Origin of the sequence: Streptomyces sp. NK15101, from assembly GCF_020400725.1 — a bacterium.
Lineage (GTDB): Bacteria > Actinomycetota > Actinomycetes > Streptomycetales > Streptomycetaceae > Streptomyces.
This window is the reverse complement of sequence record NZ_JAINVG010000078.1, coordinates 1-26032: the sequence shown is the minus strand read 5'-3', so window position 1 is coordinate 26032 and position 26032 is coordinate 1. Positions and strand designations below refer to the sequence as shown.

The 26032-nt window shown below is 72.7% G+C and carries 22 protein-coding genes and 2 pseudogenes; 18 read left to right on the top strand and 6 right to left on the bottom strand.

What is annotated here, in order from left to right; all coding sequences use genetic code 11:
* Positions 1-103: 103 nt before the first annotated feature.
* From K7G60_RS30400 to K7G60_RS30355, 10 genes and pseudogenes are all read left to right on the top strand, one after another.
* On the top strand, positions 104-1075 hold the full coding sequence (locus K7G60_RS30400; RefSeq protein ID WP_225804187.1) for a carbohydrate kinase: 972 nt from the start codon (positions 104-106) through the stop codon (positions 1073-1075).
* A 216-nt stretch (positions 1076-1291) separates the two neighbouring features.
* On the top strand, positions 1292-3850 hold the full coding sequence (locus K7G60_RS30395) for a glycoside hydrolase family 32 protein (RefSeq protein WP_225804186.1): 2559 nt from the start codon (positions 1292-1294) through the stop codon (positions 3848-3850).
* Positions 3851-4035: 185 nt separating this feature from the next.
* Positions 4036-4626: pseudogene (locus K7G60_RS30390) on the top strand (DNA polymerase ligase N-terminal domain-containing protein); the annotation flags it as partial.
* Between the two features lie 13 nt (positions 4627-4639).
* Positions 4640-4933 (top strand): hypothetical protein, encoded by a 294-nt coding sequence (locus K7G60_RS39280; RefSeq protein ID WP_225804185.1) that lies wholly within the window; start codon positions 4640-4642, stop codon positions 4931-4933.
* Positions 4934-4945: 12 nt separating this feature from the next.
* Positions 4946-5848 carry a non-homologous end-joining DNA ligase gene (gene ligD, locus K7G60_RS30380; RefSeq protein WP_225804184.1) on the top strand — a complete coding sequence of 301 codons (903 nt, stop codon included), beginning with the start codon at positions 4946-4948 and terminating at the stop codon, positions 5846-5848.
* A 560-nt stretch (positions 5849-6408) separates the two neighbouring features.
* Positions 6409-8178 carry an NlpC/P60 family protein gene (locus K7G60_RS30375; RefSeq protein ID WP_225804183.1) on the top strand — a complete coding sequence of 590 codons (1770 nt, stop codon included), beginning with the start codon at positions 6409-6411 and terminating at the stop codon, positions 8176-8178.
* Positions 8179-8351: 173 nt separating this feature from the next.
* Entirely contained in the window at positions 8352-9827 is a 1476-nt protein-coding gene (locus K7G60_RS30370; protein WP_225804182.1) for an NAD(P)/FAD-dependent oxidoreductase, read from the top strand.
* Between the two features lie 12 nt (positions 9828-9839).
* On the top strand, positions 9840-10241 hold the full coding sequence (locus K7G60_RS30365; protein WP_225804181.1) for an SMI1/KNR4 family protein: 402 nt from the start codon (positions 9840-9842) through the stop codon (positions 10239-10241).
* A 437-nt stretch (positions 10242-10678) separates the two neighbouring features.
* Complete coding sequence (locus K7G60_RS30360; protein WP_225804180.1) at positions 10679-10918, top strand: hypothetical protein; 240 nt, start codon at positions 10679-10681, stop codon at positions 10916-10918.
* A complete protein-coding gene (locus tag K7G60_RS30355; protein WP_225804179.1) occupies positions 10918-11292 on the top strand; it encodes a toxin Doc in 375 nt (124 codons plus the stop codon). Before K7G60_RS30360 ends, K7G60_RS30355 begins: the two co-directional genes overlap by 1 nt.
* A gap of 221 nt (positions 11293-11513) precedes the next feature.
* Here K7G60_RS30355 and K7G60_RS30350 read toward each other — a convergent pair whose 3' ends face one another.
* From K7G60_RS30350 to K7G60_RS30340, 3 genes are all read right to left on the bottom strand, one after another.
* Positions 11514-12617, bottom strand: a complete 1104-nt coding sequence (locus K7G60_RS30350; protein ID WP_225804199.1) for a glutamate--cysteine ligase — start codon at positions 12615-12617, stop codon at positions 11514-11516.
* Positions 12618-13413: 796 nt separating this feature from the next.
* On the bottom strand, positions 13414-14217 hold the full coding sequence (locus tag K7G60_RS30345) for a phosphatidate cytidylyltransferase (protein ID WP_225804178.1): 804 nt from the start codon (positions 14215-14217) through the stop codon (positions 13414-13416).
* Positions 14214-15980, bottom strand: coding sequence for a histidinol-phosphate aminotransferase family protein (locus tag K7G60_RS30340; RefSeq protein WP_225804177.1), 1767 nt, complete (start codon positions 15978-15980; stop codon positions 14214-14216). The genes K7G60_RS30345 and K7G60_RS30340 overlap by 4 nt, the downstream gene beginning before the upstream one ends.
* 336 nt (positions 15981-16316) lie before the next feature.
* Between K7G60_RS30340 and K7G60_RS39520 the strand changes: the two are divergent.
* Positions 16317-16464: pseudogene (locus K7G60_RS39520) on the top strand (HNH endonuclease); the annotation flags it as partial.
* An 88-nt stretch (positions 16465-16552) separates the two neighbouring features.
* Here the strand turns inward: K7G60_RS39520 and K7G60_RS30335 are convergent.
* The gene (locus K7G60_RS30335; protein ID WP_225804176.1) at positions 16553-17395 is read right to left on the bottom strand and encodes a hypothetical protein; all 843 of its coding nucleotides are present in this window, start codon (positions 17393-17395) and stop codon (positions 16553-16555) included.
* 391 nt (positions 17396-17786) lie between these two features.
* Between K7G60_RS30335 and K7G60_RS30330 the strand changes: the two genes are divergently transcribed.
* The gene (locus K7G60_RS30330; RefSeq protein WP_225804175.1) at positions 17787-18083 is read left to right on the top strand and encodes a WhiB family transcriptional regulator; all 297 of its coding nucleotides are present in this window, start codon (positions 17787-17789) and stop codon (positions 18081-18083) included.
* 208 nt (positions 18084-18291) lie between these two features.
* Here the strand turns inward: K7G60_RS30330 and K7G60_RS30325 are convergent, their stop codons facing one another.
* Entirely contained in the window at positions 18292-18942 is a 651-nt protein-coding gene (locus K7G60_RS30325; RefSeq protein ID WP_225804174.1) for a trans-aconitate 2-methyltransferase, read from the bottom strand.
* Positions 18943-18987: 45 nt separating this feature from the next.
* Complete coding sequence (locus K7G60_RS30320) at positions 18988-19536, bottom strand: GNAT family N-acetyltransferase (RefSeq protein ID WP_225804173.1); 549 nt, start codon at positions 19534-19536, stop codon at positions 18988-18990.
* Between the two features lie 213 nt (positions 19537-19749).
* Between K7G60_RS30320 and K7G60_RS30315 the strand changes: the two genes are divergently transcribed.
* The 6 genes from K7G60_RS30315 to K7G60_RS30290 form a co-directional block, all read left to right on the top strand.
* Positions 19750-21006, top strand: a complete 1257-nt coding sequence (locus K7G60_RS30315) for an ATP-grasp domain-containing protein (protein ID WP_225804172.1) — start codon at positions 19750-19752, stop codon at positions 21004-21006.
* Entirely contained in the window at positions 21003-21836 is an 834-nt protein-coding gene (locus tag K7G60_RS30310) for a Rossmann-like domain-containing protein (RefSeq protein ID WP_225804171.1), read from the top strand. Before K7G60_RS30315 ends, K7G60_RS30310 begins: the two co-directional genes overlap by 4 nt.
* Positions 21833-22924, top strand: a complete 1092-nt coding sequence (locus K7G60_RS30305) for a cysteine synthase family protein (protein WP_308082609.1) — start codon at positions 21833-21835, stop codon at positions 22922-22924. The genes K7G60_RS30310 and K7G60_RS30305 overlap by 4 nt, the downstream gene beginning before the upstream one ends.
* Positions 22921-23979 (top strand): enolase C-terminal domain-like protein, encoded by a 1059-nt coding sequence (locus K7G60_RS30300; protein WP_225804170.1) that lies wholly within the window; start codon positions 22921-22923, stop codon positions 23977-23979. Before K7G60_RS30305 ends, K7G60_RS30300 begins: the two co-directional genes overlap by 4 nt.
* Entirely contained in the window at positions 23976-25253 is a 1278-nt protein-coding gene (locus K7G60_RS30295) for an MFS transporter (RefSeq protein WP_225804169.1), read from the top strand. Before K7G60_RS30300 ends, K7G60_RS30295 begins: the two co-directional genes overlap by 4 nt.
* Positions 25250-26032 (top strand): class I SAM-dependent methyltransferase (locus tag K7G60_RS30290; protein ID WP_225804168.1); only part of this gene is annotated, 783 nt, incomplete at its 3' end. The genes K7G60_RS30295 and K7G60_RS30290, both read left to right, overlap by 4 nt.

Here is a 26032-nt window from a genome sequence, read left to right as displayed (position 1 = left end):
GCCGGCCGCACCGCCTCACATCGAGAGCACCGCCCGCTGTGAGTTTCCTCAAGCCCCGAGCAAACGCAGCCTTCCGGTGCTGCCCACCTGGAGAGAAACAGCCATGCGCCTGCCTCTGGTCACCGTCCTCGGAGAATGCGTCGCGGACACCTTCACCATCCCCGCACCCGTGCCGGGCGAGCTCGCCCTGCGGGTCCTGCCGGGCGGCGGGCCGGCGAACACGGCCGTGGCGCTCGCCCGGCTGGGCACGCCCGCCCGCTTCCTGGCGCGACTGTCCGACGACGTCTTCGGCCGCCTGTTCCGTGGTCACCTGGAGGCCTCGGGCGTCGATCTCACGGCCGCCGTACGGGCGACCGAGCCCAGCACCCTGGCCGTCGCCGAGCTCGACGCCCAGGGCCGGGCGGCGTACTCCTTCCACGCCGAGGGCACCGCGGACTGGCAGTGGACGGCGGACGAACTCGCCGCGACGGACCTCGCCCCCACCACCTGTCTGCACTCGGGCTCCCTGGCCCTGGTGCGCGAGCCCGGCGGCCCGGTCGTGGAGGAGTTCCTCGCCCGCGCCTCCGCCACGGCCACGGTCTCCGTCGACCCCAACGTCCGGCCGCTGCTCGTGGGACTGGACGTCTACCGCGAACGCCTGCCGCGCTGGTGCGCGCTCGCGGACATCCTCCGGCTGAGCGAGGACGACCTGGAACTGCTGCTGCCCGGCTGCACGATCGAGCGGGCCTGTGACGCCTGGCACGCGGCAGGCGTCCCGCTCGTCGTGGTCACCCGCGGGGAGCGCGGCGCGGTCGCCTCGCTGGACGGCGAGCGGGTCGTCGTACCGGCACCCCCGACGGACGTGGTCGACACCGTCGGAGCCGGTGACTCCTTCACCGCGGGGTTCCTGCACCATCTCGGCGCCAAGGGGCTGCTCGGCGGGCGCCTGACGGACCTCCGGGTCGAGGACGTCTTCGACGCCTGCGCCTTCGCCTCCCGGGTCGCGGCGCTGACCTGCGGCGTCGTCGGGCCGAACCCGCCGTGGGCCGGCCAGTTGCGGCTGCCGGAACCCGCGGCCGGACGCACCGCCCGCTGAACCGGCGGCCCGGACGAACTCGGCCCAGGCCATTGACGCGCCGCCCGGAGCCCCCACATCATCACTGCCCAGCGGATGTCATCGCTGTCACATGTCATCGATGACACACCGTTTTCCGGGTCGTCGCCCCCACCGCCCGGCACTGCGAATCCCCATGCGTCGTACCACCGCGACCGGCGCGGACACGACGCCGCCGTCCACAGTGCAGGAGAAACCATGAGCCGAGCCCCCGCACGCCGTCGTGTCCCGCTGCGCCTCGTCGCCGCCGCGGCGGCGACCTGCGCGCTCACCGTCACCTCCGTCGCCCCGCAGGCGGCGGCGGAGGACAGCCGGCCGTACACGGAGACGTACCGCCCCCAGTTCCACTTCAGTCCCGCGAAGAACTGGATGAACGACCCCAACGGACTTGTCTGGTACCAGGGGGAGTACCACCTCTTCTACCAGTACAACCCGAGCGGCGACACCTGGGGCGACATGTCCTGGGGCCACGCCGTCAGCAAGGATCTGGTGCACTGGCAGGAACTCCCCCTCGCCATCCCGCACGACGACGAGGAGATGGTCTTCTCCGGCAGCGCCGTCGTCGACCGCGACAACACCACGGGGTTCGGGACCAGGAAGAACCCCGCGATGGTGGCCGTCTACACCAGCCACCGCAAGGACGGCGGCAAGCAGGCCCAGTCCCTGGCCTACAGCACCGACCGCGGCCGCACCTGGACCAAGTACGCAGGGAACCCCGTACTGGACATCGGGTCGAAGGAATTCCGCGACCCCAAGGTCCAGTGGTACGCGCCCACCAAGAGCTGGCTGATGACGGTGTCGCTGTCCGCCGAGCACAAGGTCCGGTTCTACTCCTCCAAGGACCTCAAGAGCTGGACGCATCTGAGCGACTTCGGCCCGCAGAACGCGGTGGGCGGCGTCTGGGAATGCCCGGACCTGTTCCCGCTGCCCGTCGACGGCGACCCCAGGCACATCAAGTGGGTGCTCGTCGTCAACATCAACCCCGGCGGCATCGCCGGTGGTTCGGCCGCCCAGTACTTCGTGGGCGACTTCGACGGCAAGCGGTTCACACCCGACGACGAGGGCTCCTACACGCCTCCGCCCGGAGTGGTGACGCAGGACTTCGAGGGGGCCGACTACGGCACCTGGCAGACGACCGGCACCGCGTTCGGCGACGGACCGGTCCCCGCCCCCGCTCCCGGGACGTCGGGCACGAGCGGGATCGAGGGCCGGGGGTTCGTCGACAGCTTCCACGGCGGCGACGTCGAAACCGGCACCCTCACCTCACCGCCCTTCACCGTCGACAGCGCCTATCTCAACTTCAAGGTGGCCGGCGGCCGCCACCCGCACGTCCCCGGCTCGGTGACGGGCGACTCCCCCGCACCCCCGGGAGAGGTGCTCGCCGACTTCGAGCAGGACGGATACGGTTCCTGGACCACCACGGGCACCGCCTTCGGCAACGGCCCCGCACACGGAACGCTTCCCGGACAGAACCCGGTGACCGGCCACGCCGGCGGCGGCCTGGTGAACAGCTTCCTCGACGGCGACGCGACCACGGGCACCCTCACCTCGCCCGAGTTCACCCTCACCGCGAAGCACATCAACTTCCTCATCGGCGGGGGTCACCACCCCTCGGGCACCGACACGCCCACCGCGGTCCGGCTCGTCGTCGACGGCAAGACCGTGCGCAGCGCCACCGGCACCGACTCGGAAGAGCTCAACTGGGCCTCCTGGGACGTCGGCGACCTCGCCGGCCGGACCGCGCGCATCGAGGTCGTCGACCAGAACACCGGCGGCTGGGGTCACATCCTGCTCGACCAGGTCATGCTGTCCGACACCCCGGCACGCCCCCGCTCGACCGAGACGGCGGTCAACCTCCTCGTCGACGGCGAGGTCGTCCAGAGCGAGACCGGCGGGAACGGCGGCAGTCTGGACTGGGCGTCCTTCGACCTCCGCGCCCACCGGGGCAAGCAGGCCGTCGTCCAGATCGTCGACATGAACCGGGGCGGCTGGGGCCACATCCTGGCCGACCACTTCGTCGCCGCCGACCGGCCCGCGATCCCGAGCGTCCGGCGGGCCTCCTGGGTCGACCACGGCAAGGACTACTACGCGGCCGTGTCCTGGGAGGACGCCCCGGACGGAAAGCGCCGCATGATCGGCTGGATGAACAACTGGCAGTACGGCAACGACATTCCGACCTCCCCCTGGCGCAGCGCGCAGAGCATCCCGCGCGAGATGGCGCTGCGCACCGTGAACGGCCGGCTCAGGCTCACGCAGCAGCCGGTGTCCACGGTGGAGTCGCTGTACGCCGGGACCGCGGTCGGCGTGCACGACGTGAAGATCGCGGAAGGCTCCGTACCGCTGGCGGGCGGCCGTGCCGACGGCAAGGCGCTCGACATCCGGGCCACGTTCTCTCCCGGTGACGCCGAGCGGTTCGGGTTCACCGTCCGCACGGGCGAGGGACAGGAGACGGTCATCGGCTACGACACCGGGACCCGGGAACTGTACGTCGACCGGACACGATCGGGTGCGGTCGACTTCTCGGACGACTTCCCCGGCGTCCAGCGCGCACCGCTCACGGCCCGGAACGGCAAGGTCGAGCTCCGCATCCTGGTCGACTGGTCCTCCGTCGAGGTGTTCGGCGGCGACGGCGAGGCCGTGATCACGGACCAGATCTTCCCCGACCCGGACAGCGACGGGATCCGGCTCTTCGCCGAAGGCGGCTCCGCCCGCCTGGACAGCGCCGAGGTCCGGCAGGTGCGGTCGTACCGCGACTGACCACACGCGTCACGCGACCGAGCACCCCCGAGGTCCGCCGACGGTGCGGAGGCGTGCCGCTGCCGGCACCGCCTCCGCACCGAGGCCGGCCGTCGCGGCGGCCGGCCCGGATCATCGGCATCACACCGAGCGTGTCGGAACCGGGTCGGCGGGGTAGTCGCGGGGACCGAGGAGGAGGAACGACGATGTCCCGACCGGACACTTCGACGGAGTACCGACGGAGACGGGACTCCCGCAGGACCCGCGAGCCCGGGGGAGGGGGCGGCACGGGACCCGGCCGCGAGCCCGGTTTCGTGGTGCGGATCCATGACGCCACCACGCACTTCTACTTCCGTATCGAGGTAGACGGCGTGCTCAGGTCCTGGTCGGTCCCCAAGGGCCCGTCCGGCGATCCGCACGACAAGCGCCTGGCGACGCCCACCGAGGACCACCACCTGGAGTACCGCGACTTCGAGGGGACCATCGTCGAAGGCGAGTACGGCGCCGGCACGGTGATCGTCTGGGCCGAGGGAAGCCACCGGAACCGCAGCACCGACGAGCACGGCCACGAGGTCCCGTTCGCCCGGGCCCTCGCCGCCGGCCACGCCTCCTTCCGGCTGACCGGACACAAGTCGCACGGCGACCGGGCGCTCACCCGGTTCCGCGAGGGTGCGGACGGAGAGCGGGAGGCGTGGCTGCTGGTCGGACACGGCCGCACCGGAGGCGACGGAACGTTCGACTTCCGTACCCCGCTGCGCTCCACGCCCCACCGGCCGGCTCAAGCCCGAGTGCGCCGCCGGCCAGGAGCTGGTGATCGGCGGCCTCACCGAACCGGCGGGCGGCCGGGTCGGCTTCGGCGCGCTGCTGGGCGGTCACCACGAGGGCGAACGACTCCGGTACGCGGGGAAGGCCGGCACCGGCCACGACGTCCGGGAGCGGGCCGCGCACTGGGTGCGCCCCGAACTGGTCGCCCAGATCGGCCTCACGGAGTGGACCGGCGCCGGCCGACTGCGCCATCCCCGGTCCATGGGCCTGCGCGACGACAAACGGCCCCCGACGTCACCCGCGAGCGAGGCACCTCATGACCACCCCCGAGATCCGTGAGCGAGGCACTTCATGACCACCGCCGACATCCGCGTGAGCGGTCGGACCGTCGAGATCAAACGGGCCGAGAAAGAGCTCTTCCCCGGCGAGGGCATCACGAAAGCCGACCTCGCCGACTACTACCGCCGGGCCGGTCCGCGCATCCTGCCGCACCTGCGCGGACGTCCGCTGATGCTCGAGCGCCACCCCGACGGCATCGGCGGGGGCCGTTTCATGCAGAAGGACACCCCCGACTACTTCCCGGACTGGATCCATCGCTGGGAGCTGCCCAAGGCGGACGGTTCCGTCACCTACCCGGTCTGCGACGATCTCGCCACCCTGCTCTACCTGGCCGGCCAGGCGTGCATCACCCCGCACCGCTGGCTGTCCAAGGCCGACCGGCCCGACCGCCCCGACCGGCTGGTCTTCGACCTCGATCCGTCCGGCGAGGACTTCGAACCGGTCAGGCAGGCCGCCGCCTCGCTGCGCGAGGTGCTCGACGAACTCGATCTGCCCGCGGCCCTGATGACCACCGGCTCCCGCGGCCTGCACGTCCTGGTTCCGCTCGACGGCCGTGCCACCTTCGACACCGTCCGCGCCTTCGCCCGCGACCTGGCCGAGCTGCTCGCCGACCGGCACCCGGAGCAGCTCACCACCGCGGCGCGCAAGCAGGCCCGCGAGGGACGGCTCTACCTCGACGTCCAGCGCAACGCCTACGCCCAGACCGCCGTCACCCCCTACGCCGTCCGCGCCCTGCCCGGCGCCCCGGTCGCCACACCGCTGAGCTGGAGCGAACTGGACGATCCCGACCTCACCCCGCGGCGCTGGACGCTCGCCACCATCGACGAGCGCCTGGAGAGCGACGACCCCTGGAAACAGGAACTGCGCCGCGGCCGCTCCGTGGAAGCGGCCCGTGGACGGCTGGAGAAGCTCTGAGCCGCGCTCGGGCCACGCGTCATCCGGATCGCCCGAGAGCGTGTCCGACCGTTCGGTGGACGGTCGGACACGCGGGGAACTCGACCAGGCCGTGCACCTGGAGCGGAGATCCGGCGGCGGGTACCGCGTGCACTACGCCATCGCCGACGTGGCGGCCTTCGTCAAGTCCCGCGTCCCGTACGCGGCGCGGTGGACCTGGCGGAGGCCACGGTGCTCAGGAACAGGCTGGGCGAGGTCTCCGGCGGCGCGGTCGTCGACACCGACGCGGAGGACGACAAGCCGAAGGAGGACACGGCGCACCTGGCGGAACCCACTGTGACGGGCAGGACCACCTCCGGCCGGCCGGGCCGTCCGCACGGCCCGCACCGCCGCTCGGCACGGGCAGAGGAACATCGCGCGTCCGAGCCGTCGGTTTCCGCTCAAGCCGCCCGGCCGGTGGCCCAGCCCTCCGGATGGTCGTTCTCTGGCCCGTATCGGCGGAATCAGCATCAAAGAGGGGCCTTCGCCGCTGCTGTCGGCCCCGGTGGAACGTGGTTGACGGGCGTTTGGATGATGTCGTCATGACCAACACCTCGCGCCGCAGTCTGCTCACCGCGCTGACTGCCACCGCCGCCGCGGTTCCCCTCGCATCCCTGACCGCCGGCCCGGCTCGTGCCGCGCAGGCGGGCGCCACGACCGCGGTTCCCGCCTCGACCCCCTTCGCCGGCACCGCGTCCGGCCTCACCACCCCCCGCTCCGCGGTGACCATCACCGACCTCGGCGCCGACTGGTTCACTCCCGTCGCTCTCGGCACACTCAGCACCACCGTGCTGTCCGGTACTCCTGCCCGCACCGAGGTCACTTCCGGCGGCAAGCGTGTCGCGCTGCTGACGCACGGCGCACGCACAGTGCTCCTTCCCGGTCCCGAGCGCACCTTCACCGAGGACAAGCGGCCCTTCACCGACGACTTCCAGCGCACCCTGCCGGACCTGACGCTCCCCGAGGCCGACCGCGTGTACTGGGGCACCGCTCCCGGCGGCGGCGGGTGGACCACCCTCGGCGGCGCCGCCTCCGACTACTCGGTGACCCCCGGTGCCGGCGTCATCAACCTGACCACGGACTACGCGAGCCGCCACGCCAGCATCCGCGACGGGGAGATCACTGACGTCGACGTGCGTTCGGTGGCCGGCTTCGACAAGGTGCCGACCGGCCAGGCGTGCTCGTACGCCCTGTCCTTCGGCTACCAGGACTCGCACAACAACTACCGGGCCCGGCTGTCCTTCACGACCACGGGTGCCGTCGAGCTCCGTGTCGAGAAGGAGGTCGCCGACGCCGTCACGCAGCTGGTACCGCCGGTCTCCCTGGCCACCGGCGTCGCCGCCGGCACCGACTGGACCATACGGGTCCGCCGTGAAGGAACCAGGATCCAGGCCAAGGCCTGGCGCACCGACAGCGCCGAGCCGGCCGCCTGGACCGCCCAGGTCGACGACGCCACCTTCGGCAAGGGCCGGGTGGGCCTTCGCGCCCTCGCCAACGACGGCTGCACCAACCTGCCGATCAAGCTGACCGTCAGCCGTTTCGAGGTCACCGCCGCCACGTGGGAGACCCTGCCGACCGTCACCCACACCGACTGGGTCCGCGTCCTGGACGAGCCTTTCGACGGCACCTGGACGCCGGCGCTGGAGACGCGGATCCGCTCCTGGGCCGGCTCGACCGCGCCCGACGTCCTCGCCTACGCCGCCATGTTCCTCCCCGGCGCCGCCGCCGTGACCGCGGGTGCCGGCACCGCGGCGGGCAAGCAGGTCCTCGGGCAGGCCGGCTACGGCTACCTCGACGCACAGGGCAACCGCTACGAGGGCGCCGACTTCCACGAGTACATGAACTCCGGCTGGACCTTCCCGGACGGTACCTACACCGGCCCGTCCAGCAAGCAGGTCGGCAATCTGGACTGCTCCGGCTACACGCGCATGGTGTTCGGCTACCACCACAAGGTTCCGATGGCGGCCGGAGCCGACACCTCCAGGACGCGTCTGCCGCGCAGGTCTCGCGACATGGTCGACTACGCCCCGGGTACCCGCATCGACCAGACGACCGGCAGCACCCCGCCCACCGCGACCCTGCTGCAGCCTGGTGACCTGGTCCTCTTCAACGCCGACTCCGGCGACGACAAACCGACCGTCACGGTCGACCACGTCGGCATCTACCTGGGCAAGGACACGAACGGCAAGCGCCGCTTCCTCTCCAGCCGCAAGACCGGGAACGGCCCGACCATGTCCGACCTGGCGGGCTCCTCCACCTTGGACGGCACGGGCACGTACGCCACGAAGCTCCACACCGTGCACCGCATCTGACGCACGCCCGCCGCCCGGTCCGCTGCCCCGGGGCCCACCCCGCCCGGTCCACTGCCCCGGGGCGCCCAGCGCCGCGTGAACCGGTGTCACGGTGCCTCCCGGGGCCGCGGCGGCGGCCTGTGCGTCGGCCGTCGCCGCCGAGCCGAGGGAACCGGACCGGGGCCGGGGCCCGGTTGACGACGGCGGTCGTGGTCGGCGGCGGGCCCAACGGGCTCGCCGCCCTCACCCTCGCCGCGGCCGGGGTGCGGGTCCGCGTCATCGAGGCCGCGGACGCCCTCGGCGGCGGCACCCGATCCAGCGAGCTGGCCCTGCCTGGCCTGATCCACGACGAGTGCTCCGGCATGCACCCCCTGGCTCCGTGCTCGCCCTTCGCGCAGCGGTTCGACCTGGCCGGAGCCGGACTGACCTGGCGCTGGGCCTCCGCCGAGTTCTCGCACCCGCTGGACGGCGGGCGCGGCGCGATCGCCGTCCGGTCGGTGACCGAGACGGCTGCCGGGCTCGGGGACGGCGGCCGCAGCTGGCAGCGGACGTTCGGGCCGCTCGCGGAGCACTTCGCGGCGATCAGCCAGGAGTTCCTGCGGCCGGTGCTGCACCTGCCGCACCACCCGCTCCTACTGGCCCGGTTCGGCGTGCCGGCGGGCCTGCCGGCCACTCTGACGGCACGCCGATTCCGTACGCCGGGGGCACGGGCACTGTTCGCGGGAGCCGCCGCACACGCCTTGCGCCCCCTGGACACGCTCGTCTCGTCGGCGATCGGCGTCGCCCTGACCGCGGCCGCGCACGCCTTCGGCCGGCCGGTCGCCGAAGGCGGATCGGCCGCGATCCGGGACGCGATCCCGCACCGCGCGGCCGAGTACGGCGTACGGTTCGAGACCGGCCGCAGGGTGACCGCCCTCGACGAGCTGAGCTGGGCGGACCTGATCATGTCGGACACCTCGCCGGCCGCAGCGGCACGGATCGCGGGCGAGCGGATGCCGCACCGCGTACGTCGCGCGTACACGCGGTACCGTCACGGCCCGGGCGCGTTCAAGGTCGACTTCGCCGTGGAAGACGGGGTGCCATGGGCCCACGGGCCCTCGCGCGCGGCCGGCACCGTGCACCTCGGCGCCGACCTGGCGGAGATGGCGGCCGCCGAGCGGGACGCGGCCGCGGGCCGGATGCCCGAGCGGCCGTTCGTGCTCGTGGGCCAGCAGTACCTCGCCGACGAGACCCGGTCGACCGGCAACGTCCACCCGCTCTACGCCTACGCCCATGTGCCGGCCGGTTACACCGGCGACGCCACCGAGGCGATCACCGCACGGATCGAGCACTTCGCCCCCGGCTTCCGCGACCGGATCCTCGCCACGTCCGCGCGCTCCACCACGGAGTTGAGCCGGCACAACGAGAACTACGTCGCCGGCGCCCACGGGATGTGCGGCTACAACGCCGCGAGGCGCGCGCTGGCCCGACTCCGAGGAGCCGTTCCCGGCCCGCGGGGACGGCCCCGGGCGGTCACTGCAGGAGGGGGCGGACTGCCGTTCGCTCGCCCTGCGAGCCGGAGAGCGCACCGCCGCAGCTGCTGCCGGCGTCAGGCTCCCCGGACTCCGCAAACGCGTTCTCCTCACTTCGGCACAAGACCGCCATCGCCACCAGACGGACTCCACCCTTGATAGAACTGCCCCATGAGTTCGAACGACGACCGGATCGCGCAGGTCGAGCACCACTTCGGAGTCCGGTTTCCCCAGGACTACCGGGACTTCCTGGCCACTACGGGAAGCCTGAGCCGGTTCGTCCCTCCCGCTGACGACTTCCTCGTGATCGACGCGCTGGAGGAGCTCATCGGCATCAATGAGGCCGGAGAATTCCAGAGCCGCTTCCCTGGTGCCGTCGTCATCGGAGGAGACGGAGGCCGCGAGCTGCTCGCCTACGACTTTCGTCAGGAAACCCCACCTCTGGTGACGCTCGATGTCTCCGCGGAGAACTGGTCTTCGGCCATCCACCAGGCGGCGTCCTTCTCCGCTCTGCTCGAACAGTTCCCTCGAACCGGATGGAAGTGGGACGAGTCGGACCCCTCGCCTTCCTGACCGCTGCTCTCAGGAGACCCGTGCCAGAACCCGGTCCCCGCCTACGCGACCACGGGGTCGAGTCGGCCCCAGGGGAGTGGGGCCCGGTCAGCCGGTCTCTGCGGAAGTGATGCGGCGCGTGGCCTTGCCACCCGGTGCGACAAGACCGCGGACATCTGCCTGACCGGCCTGCGCGCCGCGGGCGTCTCATGCGGTCGGCGCGGTGAGCTCGGCGGTGGAGTGACACGGGCAGAGGGGAACCCGGTCGGGGAGGCGTGCTTGCTGAGCTCGTCCAGCGGATGCTGTGGGTCTGCGGGGCGTGCGGGGCGCAGGGGCGATGTGCGGCATGGGCCAATGGTCCAGAGGGCATGGGCGCACCCGCCCGGGAGGGGACGGGGCGGCCGTGTGCGGGCCGCAATCCCTGGCTGTCCAGGTACCTACTAGGTACCATCAGGGGTATGCCGTCCTTGAACGTCACCTTCACCGACGAGGAGCTGGAGGAGGTCCGCGCCGCCGCGGCCGCCGAAGGCAAGTCCCTCAAGCAGTACGTCCACGACCTGCCCCTGCGCGAGCGCCGGCGCCGGCAGTTCGTCCGCTACGCCGTCTCCTGGGGCGAGACGCACCGGGCCGAGTTCGACGACGCCTTCCCCGACGAGATCCCGCCCACCGGACGGGAACACGGGGCGGACGCCGCCTGATGATCCTCCACATCGACGTCCCCTGGCTCCTGGACGTCCAGGAGCAGGCCGTTCCCGAAGACGTCAGCGTCGCCGACTACTCGGCCCTGGTCGCCGCCGTCGCCCGCCACAAGACCCGCATTCCCCGCCCCACCACCGCCGACCCGGACCCGGCCTGGCGCGCGGCAGCCCTCCTGCACACCCTGATCCGCCTGCAGCCGCTGCCCCACCGCAACAGCCTGTACGCCTGCCAGGTCACCGCCGCCTACATGCACGCCTCCGGCGAAGGCATCGACCCCCCGTACGGGGCCATGGTCGACCTCGTCCGCGACATCCAGGCCGGCAAGGCCACCGTCTACCAGGCCGCCGACCGCATCCGCACCTGGCGCGTCTGACCGGCCCGAGCCGGAGTCGCTCAGGCTCAGTGCTTCGCCCCACCGCGACACCCCGGCCGCGAGCCTGCGGCGGCCCGTGGCGGCGGCCGTACGGGCGGTGTCGGCGGTGATCCCGATGCCCGCCAGGAGGTTTTGCCGCTCACGCGGAAGGCGGGAGGGGGAACCAGAGGAGAGGAGGGGGACCGGCTTCGGAAGCTGCTCCTGCGGGGTGCCGTCCTCGGCTACTCCTCCGGGGCGCCGTCCTCCGTGGTGATACGGGCGCAGGCGCGGACCACCTCGCCGAGCTCCATCCCGCTTTCGAAAAGGTCGCGCTGACGCCGGGCCCCTCCACCCCGTACCAGGAGGTTCTTGAGGGCGATGCGCGCCCGGTCGAGGTCGCCGGTCTCCCGCAGGGCGTCCTCGGTGTGCGCGACGAAGGCGTCGAAGGCCGCCGCCGCCGGGATCGGTCGCAGCGTCCGAGGGTCGAGCAGCGGGCCCTCCGGTCCCGAGCGGGCGGCCTGCCAGGCCGCGAGCCGGAGCAGTTCGACCGGAACGCGGGGCACGGGCTCTCCCGACCGCCAGGCACGCGCCTCGGTCTCGACCAGGGCCCGGGCGAGGGTGGCCACCAGCACCGTCGTGTCGGGTTCGAGACAGACGTCGGCGACGCGGATCTCGACGGTGGGGAAGCTGTGGGAGAGGCGGGCGTCGAAGTAGATCATGCCTTGGTCGCGCAGGACCCCGGTGCCCAGCATGTCGTGCACGCGGGCGTGGTAGCCGGCCGCGCTGCCGAACGGCTCGTACGGGCCCGCGGAGGGGAGGCGGTACCAGACCCGACTGCGGTAGCTGGCGTATCCCGTGTCCTTCCCCTGCCAGTACGGCGAATTGGCGCTGATCGCGGTCAGGACCGGCAGCCACGTACGGATCCGGTCGAGGACCGCGACGCCCTCCTCGTCCGACTCGACGGAGACGTGCACGTGACATCCGCCGGTGAGCTGTTCCTCCGCGGTCAGGGCGAACTGGTCGGCCATCCAGCGGTACCGCCGCCCGAGGTTCCGGGAGGGCTGCACGGCGAGCGGCGAGGTCGCCAGCGCGGCGACCTGGGCGCCGACGCCTTCAGCATGACGACCGGCCTCACCGCGCCACCGGACGATCTCCTCCCGGAGGGCGCCCATGTCGCTGACGGGACGTGTGGCGAACTCCAGCTGCTCCTGGTGCAGCTCCTTCTCGAAGACGTCCCCCGCCTCGTCCCCGGCGGCCGAGGCGAGGACGGCGGACGACAGAGCGAGCGGCTCGCCGGTCCGGGCGCTGACGAGGAGCAGCTCCTCCTCCACGCCTACCGTGCGGATCCTGTGCTGCGGCGGGGTCCGGGTCACGCGGTTCTTCCTTCCGGGTGGGAAACAGCTGATCTTCGTTGCGTCTCAGGCGCTTACCCCGGATCGGAGAGATCAGCCGGGCCGACAGGGGACTCTTCCCCTGGAGCCCGTCCCCGTCCCCGTCCCTATCTCCGTCCCCGTCTCTATCTCCGACACCTACGCCGTCGACCACGGCGTCGTCCACACCGCCTGCCCGGCGGCTCGTATCTCCAGGTGATGTGATCGCTTGGCCGGGGTGGTCGCGTCCGGGGCCGAGGTACCCGCCGTCCGGAGACACCTCCGCCTTCGGGAAGTCCTGGAAGCAGACGGTGATGCCGTCACCGCGTGCGGTGGCCGCCTCGTGCACCCGCCCAGGCCGCGCTTCCCGGCCCCGCCGCCGGCTTCGGGACGGCGCCCCTCCACCGCAATCACACCGGCTCGTAAGACGCCTACGCGTACGCGAGGAAGAGTTCACCCCTGCGGGGGTGTCCGGGATGGGTCCAGGAACTCGGACACGCGACAGCGCGGGCCGCCACCGGGTGGTGGCGGCCCGCGCAGGGGCGTCGAAGACGGTCTCTCACGTGGCGGACCGCAGGCCTTCACCGCTCTGGCAGAGCAGGGTCTCCAGGGCAAGACGTCCGGCGCCGGGCGGTGTCGACTGCTCGACGCAGCTCAGCGCCGGCGCGTTCTTGCGTCGGTGCGTTCTTGCGTAGGACCGTGCCGCCATCCAGCACGGGACGACGGTTGTGACGGCGATCCTCAATGCCGGACCCCCTGAGAGGGACCCCGCTCAGCCCAGCACCAGCAGCACCGCCAGGGCGACGAGGAGGGAGTCGATACGGTCCAGCAGACCACCGGAGCCGGGAAGCCAACGGCCGGCGTCCTTCACCCGGGCGCCCCGCTTGACCATCGACTCCAGCAGGTCCCCGAGCGGCCCGCCGACCGCCACGGCCACCGCCGTCTGCCACGTCAGGGACGACAGCACGGCGAGTGCCAGGAGACCGGCCGCCGCCCCGGCCAGCGTGCCGCTCCACCGTTTGGCGGGCGACAGCGCGGAGAGCCGGGGGCCGCCGAGACGGCGACCGGCCCCGTACGCGACGATGTCGGCGATCGACACGGCCACGAACAGGACGAGGCCCACCGCACCCGACGGGACGAGACCGGCCAGGACGCCCAGCCACACGAGCCCGAGCAGGCCCGCCCCCAGGCGGCGGAGACCGTGCTCGGCGTCGCCCGACAGCAGGGGCACCCCGGCGATCGCGAGCGCCCCGACCGCCCCGACCCGAAGCACCTCCTCGGGGGCCAGCCAGGCGGTCAGGACGAGCCCGACGACCGCTGCGCCCAGCACCGCCCGGTCCACCGGGCCCAGCCGCAGCAGCCCGCCGAACTCCGCCACCGCGACCACCCCGACCACGGCCGCGAGCACCGCGATCCCCGGCGGCCCGAGCCAGAACGCGCCCGTGACCACCGGTACGCCGAGCGCCCACACGCACCAGCGGACCATCAGCTCACGCCGCCGGGTCGCCGCCACCGCGAGCCCGCCGACCGCCAGCGCCCCGCCGAGGTACGGCACGAGATCAGGGACCGTCGTCACCGGGAGACCCGGCCGCCCGGCACGCCCGCCGCCACCGTCGCCCGTTCGCACAGCGCGTCCAGGGCGCTCCGGCATGCCGTCACGATCCGCGCGTTCTCCGCCGTGTCGCGGACGGCGACGCGGACGGTCCGTCCCTCGTACGCCGGGGACATCGGCGACAGGTCCCGCAGGTAGACGTCGTGGCGTCGGCACTCACGCACCAGCCGGGCCGCGCTCGGTCCATCCGGCGGCAGGGTCACGGTGAGGAAGTTCGCCACCCCCTCGTCGACCGAGGAGAAGCCGTCGAGCTCCGAAAGTCCGGTGGCGAGCCCCCGCCGCAGCACCGCGGTACGCGCCCAGCGCTCCGCGTAGTACCCGGGGTCGCGCAGCGCCGTCACGGCGGCCAGCTGGGCCGGCAGGCTCACGGGCCACGGCGGCGTCCAGCGGCGCAGCTCCCCGGCCGTGTCAGGGTCGGCCACCAGATACGCGGCCCGCATTCCCGACAGCGCGTACATCTTCGAGAGCGACGTGCACACCACGACCCGGGCATCGACCGAGGCGAGCCCGGCCAGCGACTCCGCAGGATCGACATAGCCCAGATACGCCTCGTCGATCCACCACCGGGTCCGCGCGGGAGAGGCCTCGATCACCGCGCGCAGCGCGTCGGCGGGAGCGTGACGGCCGGTCGGATTGTTCGGGTTGACCACCACCACGAGGTCGTACCGCCCGCTTCCGGTCGCGGCGGCGAGCCGGGCCGGATCGAGCAGCCAGCCGTCCTCCCGGCGCAGCCGGAGCCGGTCCACCTGGCAGCCGATCACCCGCTCGGTGACATGGGCGTACTCGCCATAGCTCGGATCCAGCAGCAGCACCCGGCTCTCCGGCGTCAGCCACCGGCCGAACGCCCGGAAGATCAGATCGGACGAACCCGCCCCGACGACCAGCGACTCCACCGGCAGCCCACGGACCCCGGCGATCTCCGCGAGCAGCCCTTCCGCACCCGTCGGCGGCGAGGTCCGCGCCGCCCACCCCGGATCCTCCGACAACACCGCGCGGACCTTCGGAGACGGGGGGAACCATGCGTCCAGCACATCGGCCGCGACCACCTCGTGACGGCGGGTCAGCGTCCGGAAGTCCGTACCGATCGCGGAGAAGAAGGCGCCGCCGTGCTCGCAGCCGTCCGCGCGCGGCGCGAACTCCACGTCCAGCCGCCAGTCGAGGCCCGACCGCAGCCTCTCCAAGGTCCGGCCGTGACGCTCCCGGACCGTCCTCGTCAGCTCGGCCACGGAACCACTCAACACCTCGAACGAGACCGCGCCCGAGCGGACCGTCCGCCCCACCGGCCGCAGCCCGGCGGCGAGGTACATGTCCAGCAGTTCCGTCCGTCCCATCGCCACCACCTCGCGGCCGCCCCGCGCCGCGACCCAGCGCAGCGCCGCGTACATGAGGAGCGGCGCCGCCATGGTGGACCGCCAGCGCTCCTCGACGGTCAGGACACGGATCTCGAACGGCGCCTCTTCCGACAGGACCGGCAGTTCCTCGCGCGTCAGGTACTTGTCCAGCGAGTAGCGACCGACCCACGGCGGGGTGAGGCTGACGAAACCGATCCGCGCCTCCCCGCGTGCGGCCACGAGATACACGTTGTCGCCGTCGAGCCCGTCACTCAACCGCCCGGACGGATGCACCGGATGTTGGCCCAGCTCCTCTGCGTACACCCGATGCCGCAGCTCGTGGATCCAGTCGTGATCACTGGGCGTGGCTGCGCGCAGCTGTATGGCGTGGTCCATGAGTGTCCCCTTGAAGTGATCCGGCGTTCGCCCCCCAGCATGGAGAAGCCCGGCGGACGATACCTGAGTACGTGTACTCACTTCGGTCGCTGTCGCCGGGCCTCGGACGGACAACTGGCCGATCCGGTGCGTCCACACCGGCTGCGACGTCACGCACGAGTAGGAGCGGCTGTCCGATACGGGCGCCACCTCCCACTGGCTTGCGAGTGGTGGGCGCTGACCGTGCCGTAGCCTTCGGGTCGTACGGGGTGACCCGGCATCACATCACGACGGCACGGGTCGTCGAAAGCGCGCCGAAGCCCGAGCGCCGCACGGTTCGAATGACCCTCCCCACCGACCGGGGCGTGGGAGTGGACGGCAGCGCGCCGGGAGGCGTACGCGAACGAACAGGGCTCGCCCGCCTCGGACTTCGCTCGTCGCGGTCACCGCCCGCTCGAACGGAACCAAGGCTGATCACGCCCCGGCCCCGTGGACGCCGGATGCGCAGCCGCAGGGGGCAGCTCCTGGTCGGTTTTCTGCTGCCCGGCCACCTGTGGTGCTCACGCCTCGGTGGCTTCCTGCGGCCGCGCTGTTCAGACTCCGGCCGAGGCCGTCTCGGTGGGCGCCTCGTCCTTCGGCTGTTCCGCGGCGGCGACAGCGGTGGAGGAAGCGGCGGGGGTTTGGGCCGTGGGCCAGGTGTAGAGGACGAGGCCCTGCCGGGTGTCCTTCTCCAGTCCGTCCTTCACCACCAGCCTCTCCAGGGTGTTGCGGACGACCTGGTCCGACGTCGCGCGCTCGGGGTGGACCGCCTTCAGTTCGGCGCTGATCTCGCTGACCTTCTTCGGCTCACCGGGCTGCCGGGCGAGGAGCTCCTTGAGGAGTTCACCGAGCGTGGGGCCCGTCGGCTTCACGGTGTTCTGCGCCGTCGTGGTCTTCTTGGCGGCCGTCTTCTTGACGGCCGTCTCCTTTGCCGCCGACGCCTTCCCGGCCATCGCCTTCCCGGCCGCCGTCTTCTTCACCGCCGTCTTCTTCGCCACCGCAGCACCCTCGACGGCCGGGGCCTTTCCGCCGGGAGCCTTCTTGGTGACAGGCGCCTTCTTGGCGGCGCGCTTGGCCACGGCGGTCTTCTTCGCCGGTGCCTCCTTCACCGAAGCGGTGTCCGCGGCCTTCTCCGTCCTCGGCTGCGGCACGGCCGCCTCCTGCGCACCGTCGCCGGACGCAACGGTGTCGCCCACCGGCCCGGCGACGGCCGCCGGTTCACCCCCGACGACCCCCGGCAGGGACTCCAACGTCGTGGCGAGCCACTTCTCCTCCTCCCTCAGCCGGCTCAGCCGAACAGCGAGAGTGGCCTGCTCGGCCTGGTTGGCGGCGAGATCAGCGGCGAGCTGCTCCGCGTACTTGCTCTGGATCGAGGTGTCGACCGGCTCCTCAGCCATGCAATCCACACTCCTCATGGGGGATGGGTATTGCTGCCGGATGCTACTTGCCGCAGACCGTGCCCGGGAGGCAAAGCCTGCAATACCCCTCGGACGATGCCTCGCGCCCCACCGACGTCAAAGCCCTCCCATGGCGGTCGGCTTCACAGCCGACCGGTGCGCCGCCCTCCCTTCAGGGCGGCAGCACTGCAGCCGGTGGAAGCCGCTGGTCTCCCGCGGAAGGAGCCAGGGCGCTCCGCCGCCGAAGACGGCAACGCGGGTGGACGACAACCCGCAGCCGCCCGGGACCGGAGTCGACCGGCCGGCGCGTAGTGGCCCTCCGCGCGTCAACCAGGCTCGAAGGAAACGACATAGGCTCGTCGGAGGACCAGACCTCAAAGGGGGGACACAAGTGCCGAGCGGGGAAGAACACTGGAGTGAGCACGCGGCCTGCCGGAAGGGCGATCCGGAGGAGCTCTTCGTCCAGGGCAACGCGCAACAGAGCCGTGTGAAGGCGATGTGCACCGGCTGCCCGGTGCGCACCGAGTGCCTGGCGGAAGCCCTGGACCACCGGATCGAGTTCGGCGTGTGGGGCGGCATGACCGAACGCGAACGCCGCGCCCTGCTGCGCCGCAGGCCCGATGTCGTCTCCTGGCGACAGCTCTTCGACGACGCCCGTCGCACACAGGGACAGTCCCGCGCGAGCTGAGCGCGCACCACCGGCCTGCGTAGGAGCGCCTCGCACAAGGAGGTCGCCGACTACCTGCCCGCAGGCGAGGGAGCGCTGGGAGGTCCCCTCCCGCCGGCCTGACTCGACGAGGTGACATAGTCGGTGCGGTCCGTGGGGCCCGCACCGGCTGCCCCGGGGTGTGCACACCCCCTGTCGGTGATCCCCTGACAAGGGGTGGCTCCCGGCCTCACCCGTCGGCGAGCCACTCGTACACGACGGTCTTCGGACAGGCCTTGTCAGGGGGAGTCGCCGGACCGGTGGAGGCACCACGGTTCACGCGGTCTGGCCCCGGCGTCCGGGCACACCGGCATCGAGCCGGCCCTGTGCCCGCGCCCCGCCGCGGCGGCCAGTTCACGGACGGCCGCGTCGCTCTGGAAGAGGCGGTCGGCGTTGACCAGCACCCCGCCGGGTCGGAGGAGGGTTCGTACACGACGGCGAGTTCGGCGCGCGGCAGGTAGTGCAGGGCGGTCGTGGAGACCGCCGCGTCCAGCGGGCCGTCCCCGGACAGCGCCGTCGTCCACGGTCCCGGCCCGATGCGCTCGTCCGCGAACGTGACGGCAGCAGCGTGCACCGCCCGGCCGAGCGCCAGGAGGAAAGGATCGTGATCGACGCCCAGCACGTGGGCGTGCGGCAGTCGGTCCGCCAGTCGTGCGGCCAGTGAGCCGGGGCCGCAGCCGAGGTCCGCGATCACGGGCCGGCGGTGGTGGCGGCAGGCGTGGGCGACCACGTCGACGACGGCGTGGAGGCGCGCGGTGCGGGCGGTGGCGTAGTGCTGCTGCTGGAGCTCCCAGCGATCCACCCACGGAGCGGCTTCGGCGGCCGTCGGGGTTCGTGCCATGGAGCGTGTGCCCCTTCGTGGTGTCGACGTCCCGGGCCGGCCGCGCTACGGCAGCGGGATCTCGAAGTGCACGGTGCCGACGCCGGGACCGTGTTCTCCGGTCGTACGGGCGTCGAAGACCTCCTTGGCCATGCCGCGCCAGAACGCCTCGGCACCCTCGACGTCGACGTTGGTGTGGAGGTAGATGCTGTCGTAGCCGGGCGTCTCGGCGACGAAGGCACATGCCCGGCGCACGAGGGTGCGTGCCAGGCCGTGCCGTCGGTGTTCCGGGCGCACGTAGACCCGGGCGAGCTGTGCGGTGGTGCCCGAGGGGTAGCGCTCGGCGAGCAGGCGCGGGTGCGGCGGATGGGCCGGTCCCGTCGAGTGGACTCCGGTGGTGGCCACCACCTGGTCGCCGTGCACGGCGACCAGCAGCAGGTGGCGCGGGTCGTTCAGGTAGGTGCGCTCGATGTCGATGACGTCGCGGTGCCACGCGGGCACGTAACCGTACCCGAAGTCCCCGTAGAAGGTGTCGAGCATGACCTGGCGGGCGCCTTCCACATCGGCCGGGCCGGCGGGGCGCACGGTGTAGGGCGGGTGCGGGGGGTGGTTCATCGAACCTCCTGAAGTGCGTGGCGGTGCGCAACCCTCGCGCTCGGTGGGGCGCACGGCGGCAGGCGTGCGTCTCGCACGCGGAGAAGTCACGCACCAGTAGGTGACAATGAAAACGATTATCGATAAGGTCCCCTTCGGTCAAGCGGGCGCGCCCTGTCCGGCGCTGCCCCCACGACCGATCACACCTCAGTCGCACTGTGAGAAGGGGATGTTGTGGCTCATCTGCTGGTGGTCGAGAGCTGGGTGGGGTCCATGAGCAGGCTGTTGCCAAGGGCCCTGCGCGAAGCCGGTCACGAATTCACCTTCCTGACCCGTGACCTGCACCACTACCTGCGCTCGGCTCCGGAGGGCACCGCGCACCCCCTCCTCGCGGCACGCCATGTGCTCACGACCGAGACCAACGACACCGACGCACTGCTGCCCTTCGCCGAACAGGCCCATCGGGTCCTGCACTTCGACGGGGTGATCACCTCCTGTGACTACTACCTCCGGACGGCCGCGCGGATCGCGGGGCGCCTGGGGCTGCCCGGTCCCACGCCCGAGGCGGTCGAGAACGCGTGCCGCAAGGACGCGACCCGCAGGGTCCTGGCCGAAGCGGGGCTCCCGGGACCGCGGTTCGCCGTGTGCGCGGACTGGGCGGAGGCCGCCGCAGCAGCCCGGGACATCGGATATCCGCTGGTGTTCAAGCCCGTGGACCTGTGCGCCGGGATGTTCGTGCGCCGCGTCGACGACGAGGCCGCGCTGACCCACGCCTACCGCGCGCTCGACGCCTTCCCGGTCAACGCCCGCGGACAGCGCCGCGAGCCGGTGGTGCTGCTCGAAGAACTCCTCCACGGCCCCGAGGTGAGCGTCGAGACCGTGTCGTACGACGGAGCCGTGCACGTCGTCGGTGTCACCGACAAGAGCGTCGGCGGGGCCCCCGCGTTCATCGAGACCGGCCACATGTTCCCCGCCGCGCTGGATCCGGCGGACACCGGGGCCGCCGAGGAGACCGCGCGACGGGCGCTCAAGGCACTGGGCCTCGACGGCGTCGTCGCCCACACCGAGATCAAACTGACCGCCGACGGGCCCCGCGTCGTCGAGGTCAACCCCCGGCCCGCCGGCAACCGCATCACCGAACTCGTGCGTCACGTGACCGGCATCGACCTCGCCGGCGCCTGCGTGGACGTCGCCCTGGGCCGCGAGCCGGACCTGCGCCGCCGCGCCACCGGACTGACCAGCGCCGCGATCGGCTTCCTGGTGCCGGACGAGGACGGGGTGCTGGAGACCGTCGACGGCGCCGACGCCGTGCGCGCCGCGGACGGCCTGTTGGAACTCCAGCTGGCCGAACCCGGCAAGGCCGTCAAGGCCGCCGGCAGCAACAACGAGTACCTCGGTCACGTCATGGCGGGTGACGCGCTGGGCCTGGGCGCCCGTGACCGCGTCGAGGCCCTCCTCGCGCAGCTCTGCCCCCGGGTGGTGACCCGATGACCGCCCTCACCGACGCACGCGTCACCGACTCCTCGTACGAGGATCTCGTCGCGCGCGTGCTGGCCGGCGGCTTCGGACCCGATCCGCGCACCCGGCGGATCTCGGTCGCCTTCACCACCCGGCAGGCGGTGCGCCACGAAGGGCGCGGCTCCGGCTACCGGAACGAAGTGCTCAGCCTGCGCCTCGCCGAGGCCGTGGGGTCCTGCGCGGTCGAACCGGGAGAGCTGCCCGACGGCGCCGTCGAGGACTGCGTCGGCGCCGATGTCGCCCGCCTCCTGGAGCACGAGCTGCTGCCCGTCCGGGTCGCCGCCCTCGACGCGTACCTCATGCACGCCCTGCCGCACGGCCCCGCCCACGGCGCACGGCCCTGCCCGCTGCCCGCCGGCACCTCGCTGGAGAAGTCCCGGGCCAGGGCCGAGGCCGTGGTGGAGCTGATCGACGCCGCGCCCGGAGCGACCGTGCTCGTGGTCGGCGTGGTCAACTCGCTGCTCGAGGCCCTGCGGGCGCGCGGCCTCTCGTACGTCCCCTGCGACCTCAAGGGCGGCACGACCGAATGGGGCGAGCCGGTGCGCACCGACGCCCTGGCGGAGCTGGAGCGCTGCGACGTCGTCCTCGCCTCCGGGATGACCCTCGGCAACGGCAGCTTCGAGCCGCTGCGCCGGCACGCGCAGCGCCGCGGCATCCCCCTGGTGATGTTCGCCCAGACCGGCAGCGCCGTCCTGCCGCGCCTGATCGGCGCCGGCGTCAGCGCGGTGTGCGCGGAGCCGTACCCCTTCTTCTGGCTGGACGGCGGTCCGGGAACCGTCCACCGCTACGGAGGAACCCTGTGACCACGGCCGTCCTCGGCTCCGCGCGCGCCGCGGGAAACCGGGAGCTCCTCGGCCTGCTCGGCCGTACGCCGCTCGCCCGCGTCACCGTCGACCTGCCGTGTCCGCAGCCGGGTTTCTGGGCCAAGCTCGAAGGGCTCGGCGCCGGCGGCATGAAGGCGCGTGCCGCCGTCTCCATGCTGCTGGGCGCCGAGGACCGCGGCGAACTGCGGCCGGGCGCACCCGTGGTGGAGTCCACCTCGGGCACGCTCGGCATCGGGCTGGCCTTCGCCGGACAGGCCCTCGGGCACCCGGTCGTGCTGGTCGGCGACATCGAGCTGGAACCCTCGATGCGGCAGCTGCTGCGCGCGTACGGCGTCCGCCTGGAACTGGTCGACCGTCCGGCGGCCGAAGGCGGCTGGCAGGCCGCCCGGCTCGCCCGGCTGCGCGAACTGCTGACGCTGCTCCCGGACGCGTACTGGCCCGATCAGTACAACAACCCCGACAACACGGCGGGTTACGCGTCCCTGGCGGCCGAGCTGGTCACCCAGCTGGACCACCTCGACGTGCTGGTGTGCAGCGTCGGAACCGGCGGTCACAGCGCCGGGATCATCGGACCGCTGCGGCGCCAGTGGCCCGGCCTGCGGCTCATCGGCGTGGATGCCACCGGTTCCACCATCTTCGGCCAGCCCGCCAGGCCACGGCTCATGCGCGGACTCGGCAGCAGCATCCACCCGCGCAACGTCGCCTACGACGCCTTCGACGAGGTCCACTGGGTCGGTCCCGCCGAGGCCGCCGACGCGTGCCGCCGGCTGGCCCGCTCCGCCTTCGTCAGCGGCGGCTGGAGCACCGGTGCCGTGGCCCTCGTCGCCGGCTGGGCCGCCCGCGTCCACCCCGGTGCCGTGGTCGCCACCGTCTTCCCCGACGGACCGCACCGCTATCTCGGCAGCGTGTTCGACGACGACTTCGCCGCCGCGCACGGCCTCGACCCGGCCACCGCCGCCACCCGCCCCGTCGAGATCCCGCACCCCACGGCCGTGGAGGCCACCGGCTGGGCCCGGTGCCGCACCGTCACCGATCCACTCGCCACGAACCCCGAAGAGAACCCGTGAAGACCAGTCAGCGCACCGTACGCCTCGAACTCACCGAACCGCTGCGCATCTCCCGCTCCACGATGGCGGCCCGTGAGGCCGTGTGGCTGACCATCGAGCACGAAGGGCGGCGCGGCCACGGGGAGGCCGTCACCAGCGTGTACTACGGACTCGACGCCGGGACCCTCGGGCGGCTGCTGCACGCGGAAGCCCAGTGGCTGGCCCGCTTCACCGATCCCGAGTCCGCCCTTGAAGCCTTCCGGACGGGCACCAGGGAGGTCGCCGCACCGCCGGCCGTGACCGCGGCCGTGGAGGCCGCGCTGCTCGACCTCGTGGGCAAGCTCGCGGGCGTCCCGGTCCACCGGCTCGTGGGCGCCCCAGGAGCCCCGCCCTCCGCCGCGACCGCCCGCACCATCGGCATCACCGCACCGGGGCGGGCCGAGGCCCAGGCAGCACGTCTCGTACGGAACGGCTTCTCGGTCCTCAAGCTCAAGGCCGGCGCCCCGGATCCGGCCGACGACCTGGCCCGGGCACGGGCCGTCCGCGCCGCAGCACCCGGTGCCCGGCTGCTGCTCGACCCCAACGGCGCATGGACCGCCCAGGAGTCCGAGCGGCTGCTCCCGCTCTTCGCGGAGCTGGGTGTCGAGGCCGTCGAGCAGCCCCTGGCCCCCGGCGATCCGGAGGCGCTGGCGAAGCTCGCGGAGCGCTCGCCGCTCCCGGTCATCGCCGACGAGGACGCGGTCGACCTGGAGGACGCCCGCCGCCTCGCCGGGCGCGTCCAGGGGATCAACGTCAAACTCGCGAAGTGCGGCGGCGTCAGCGCCGCCCTCCGCATCGCCGAACTGATCGCGGGCAGCGGAACCGAGTTGATGCTCGGCTGCCTGACCGCCAGCACCCTCTCCATCGCCCCTTCCGTCCACCTCGCCGACCGCGCCCGCTGGGTCGACCTCGACGGCCACCTGCTGCTCGCCGACGACCCCTGGACGGGCATCGGCGGCGCCGACGGCACCGTACGGGCGAGCCGGCACCCGGGTCTGGGAGTACGCGAGCGCGGCGCCGGGGAGGCCGGGGCGTGAAGACGTGGCACGAGATACGCGGCTTCCCGACAGCCATACGGCTGCTCCTCGTCAACCAGCTCGGCGTCAACACCGGCTTCTACCTGCTCGTCCCGTACCTCGCCCTGCACCTGACCGAGGACCTGGGGATGTCGGCGGCCGTCGTCGGCATCGTGCTCGGCGCGCGCAACCTCAGCCAGCAAGGACTGTTCCTCATCGGCGGGACGGCCTCGGACCGGCTCGGAGCGCGCGGGGTCATCATCACCGGATGCGCCCTGCGCACCGTCGGCTTCGGGCTGTTCGCGCTCGGCGACGGACTGCCCGTACTCCTCGCCGCGTCCGTGCTCAGCGGCCTGGCCGGGGCGCTCTTCAACCCGGCCGTGCGGGCCTACCTCGCCCTGGAGGCGGGGGAGCGGAAGGCCGAGGCGTTCGCCCTGTTCAACGTCTTCGCCACCACCGGCGCCCTGATCGGACCGCTGCTCGGCAGCGCCCTGCTGCTCGTCGACTTCCGTGCCGCGGCGCTCACGGCGGCCGGGATCTTCGCGGTGCTCACCGTCGCCCAGGCCCTGGTGCTCCCGGCCCGCCGGGTCGCGCCGACCGGGAACGGCGTCCTCGCCGACTGGCGCGAGGTGGTGGGCAACCGGGGCTTCCTCGCGTTCGCCCTGGCCATGGTCGGCATGTTCACCATGGAGAACCAGCTGTACCTGCTGCTGCCCGAGGGCGCCCGGCGGGCCACGGGCTGGGAGGGCGCCGCCGGCCTGGTCTTCCTCGTCGGCACCCTCACCAACCTCTCGCTCCAGCTGCGCATCACCCGCGCGCTGAAGGAACGGGGCAGCAGGGCGCGTTGGATCGGCGCCGGACTCGCCCTGATGGGACTGTCCTTCGTACCGCCGATGGCCGCGTCGGGGCACGGCACGGCCCCCGGCGGCCTCACGGAGGCGACGCTGCGCGCACTGCCCGTCCTGGCCGGCGCCCTGATGCTCTACCTGGGCGTGATGCTGGCCCAGCCGTTCGTGATGGAACTGATCCCCGGCTTCGGCCGGACCGAACTCACCGGCACCTACTTCGGCCTGTTCTACGTCGTCTCCGGCATCGCCGCCGCCGCCGGCAACACGCTCGTCGGCTGGGCCATGGACACCGGTGAGCGCACGGACGCCCCATGGTTGCCGTGGGCGTGCTGCCTGGCCTTCGGACTCGCCTCCGCCGCCGGCGTCGCCGGGCTGCACCGCCGCCGGGTCCTTCCCGCCCGCCCCGTATCCGTCCCGGCGGCAGCACGAGGAGCGCGTCACGCATGACCTTCACCACCGCGAACCTGCTCACCGACAACCCCGCCCTGTACGAGGCGCGCTTCCCGGATCCCGAACGGCTCGCCGGGCGCTGGGCCGAGGACCGCCTGCGCCGGTACGGGCCGCCCGGCCCTCGCGTCCTGGACATCGGCTGTGGAACCGGCCGCGACGCGGCACACCTGCACCGCGCCGGCCGTACGGTGACCGGTGCCGACCTGTCCGACGCGATGCTGGCGCACGCCCGCGACCGGCACCCCGGTCCTGCGTACGTCCGGGCCGACCTGCACGGCTTCGACCTCGGGGACCGGGCCTTCGACGCGGTGGTGTGCCTGGACAGCGCCCTGCTGTACTGCCACACGAACGACCAGCTGGACGGCTTCCTGACGTCCTGCCGCAGGTCCCTGGAGCCCGGCGGCCTGCTCGTCGCGGAGATGCGCAACGGCGCGTTCTTCCTGGGCCGTACGGAACTCCTGGACGTCCCGACGGTCAACGGTTTCACCTGGCAGGGCACCGCCTACCGCTCCACCACCACCCTCTCCGTGGACAGGGCCGCCCAACTGCTGCGCCGCACGCGGGTGTGGACCGCCGACGACGGGTCCCCGCCGGTCGAGCAGCGCTCCGCGTGGCGCCTGCTCTTCCCCCAGGAGCTGCGCCACGTCCTCGCCGCCCACGGCTTCGAGGTGCTCGCCCTGTACGACGGGCCCGGCCCGCGCACCGAGCCGCCGTGGCAGGAGGGCGACCCGCCCCGCCCGACGGCCGACCGCGCCCGGCCGCACCCGGGCCCCCCC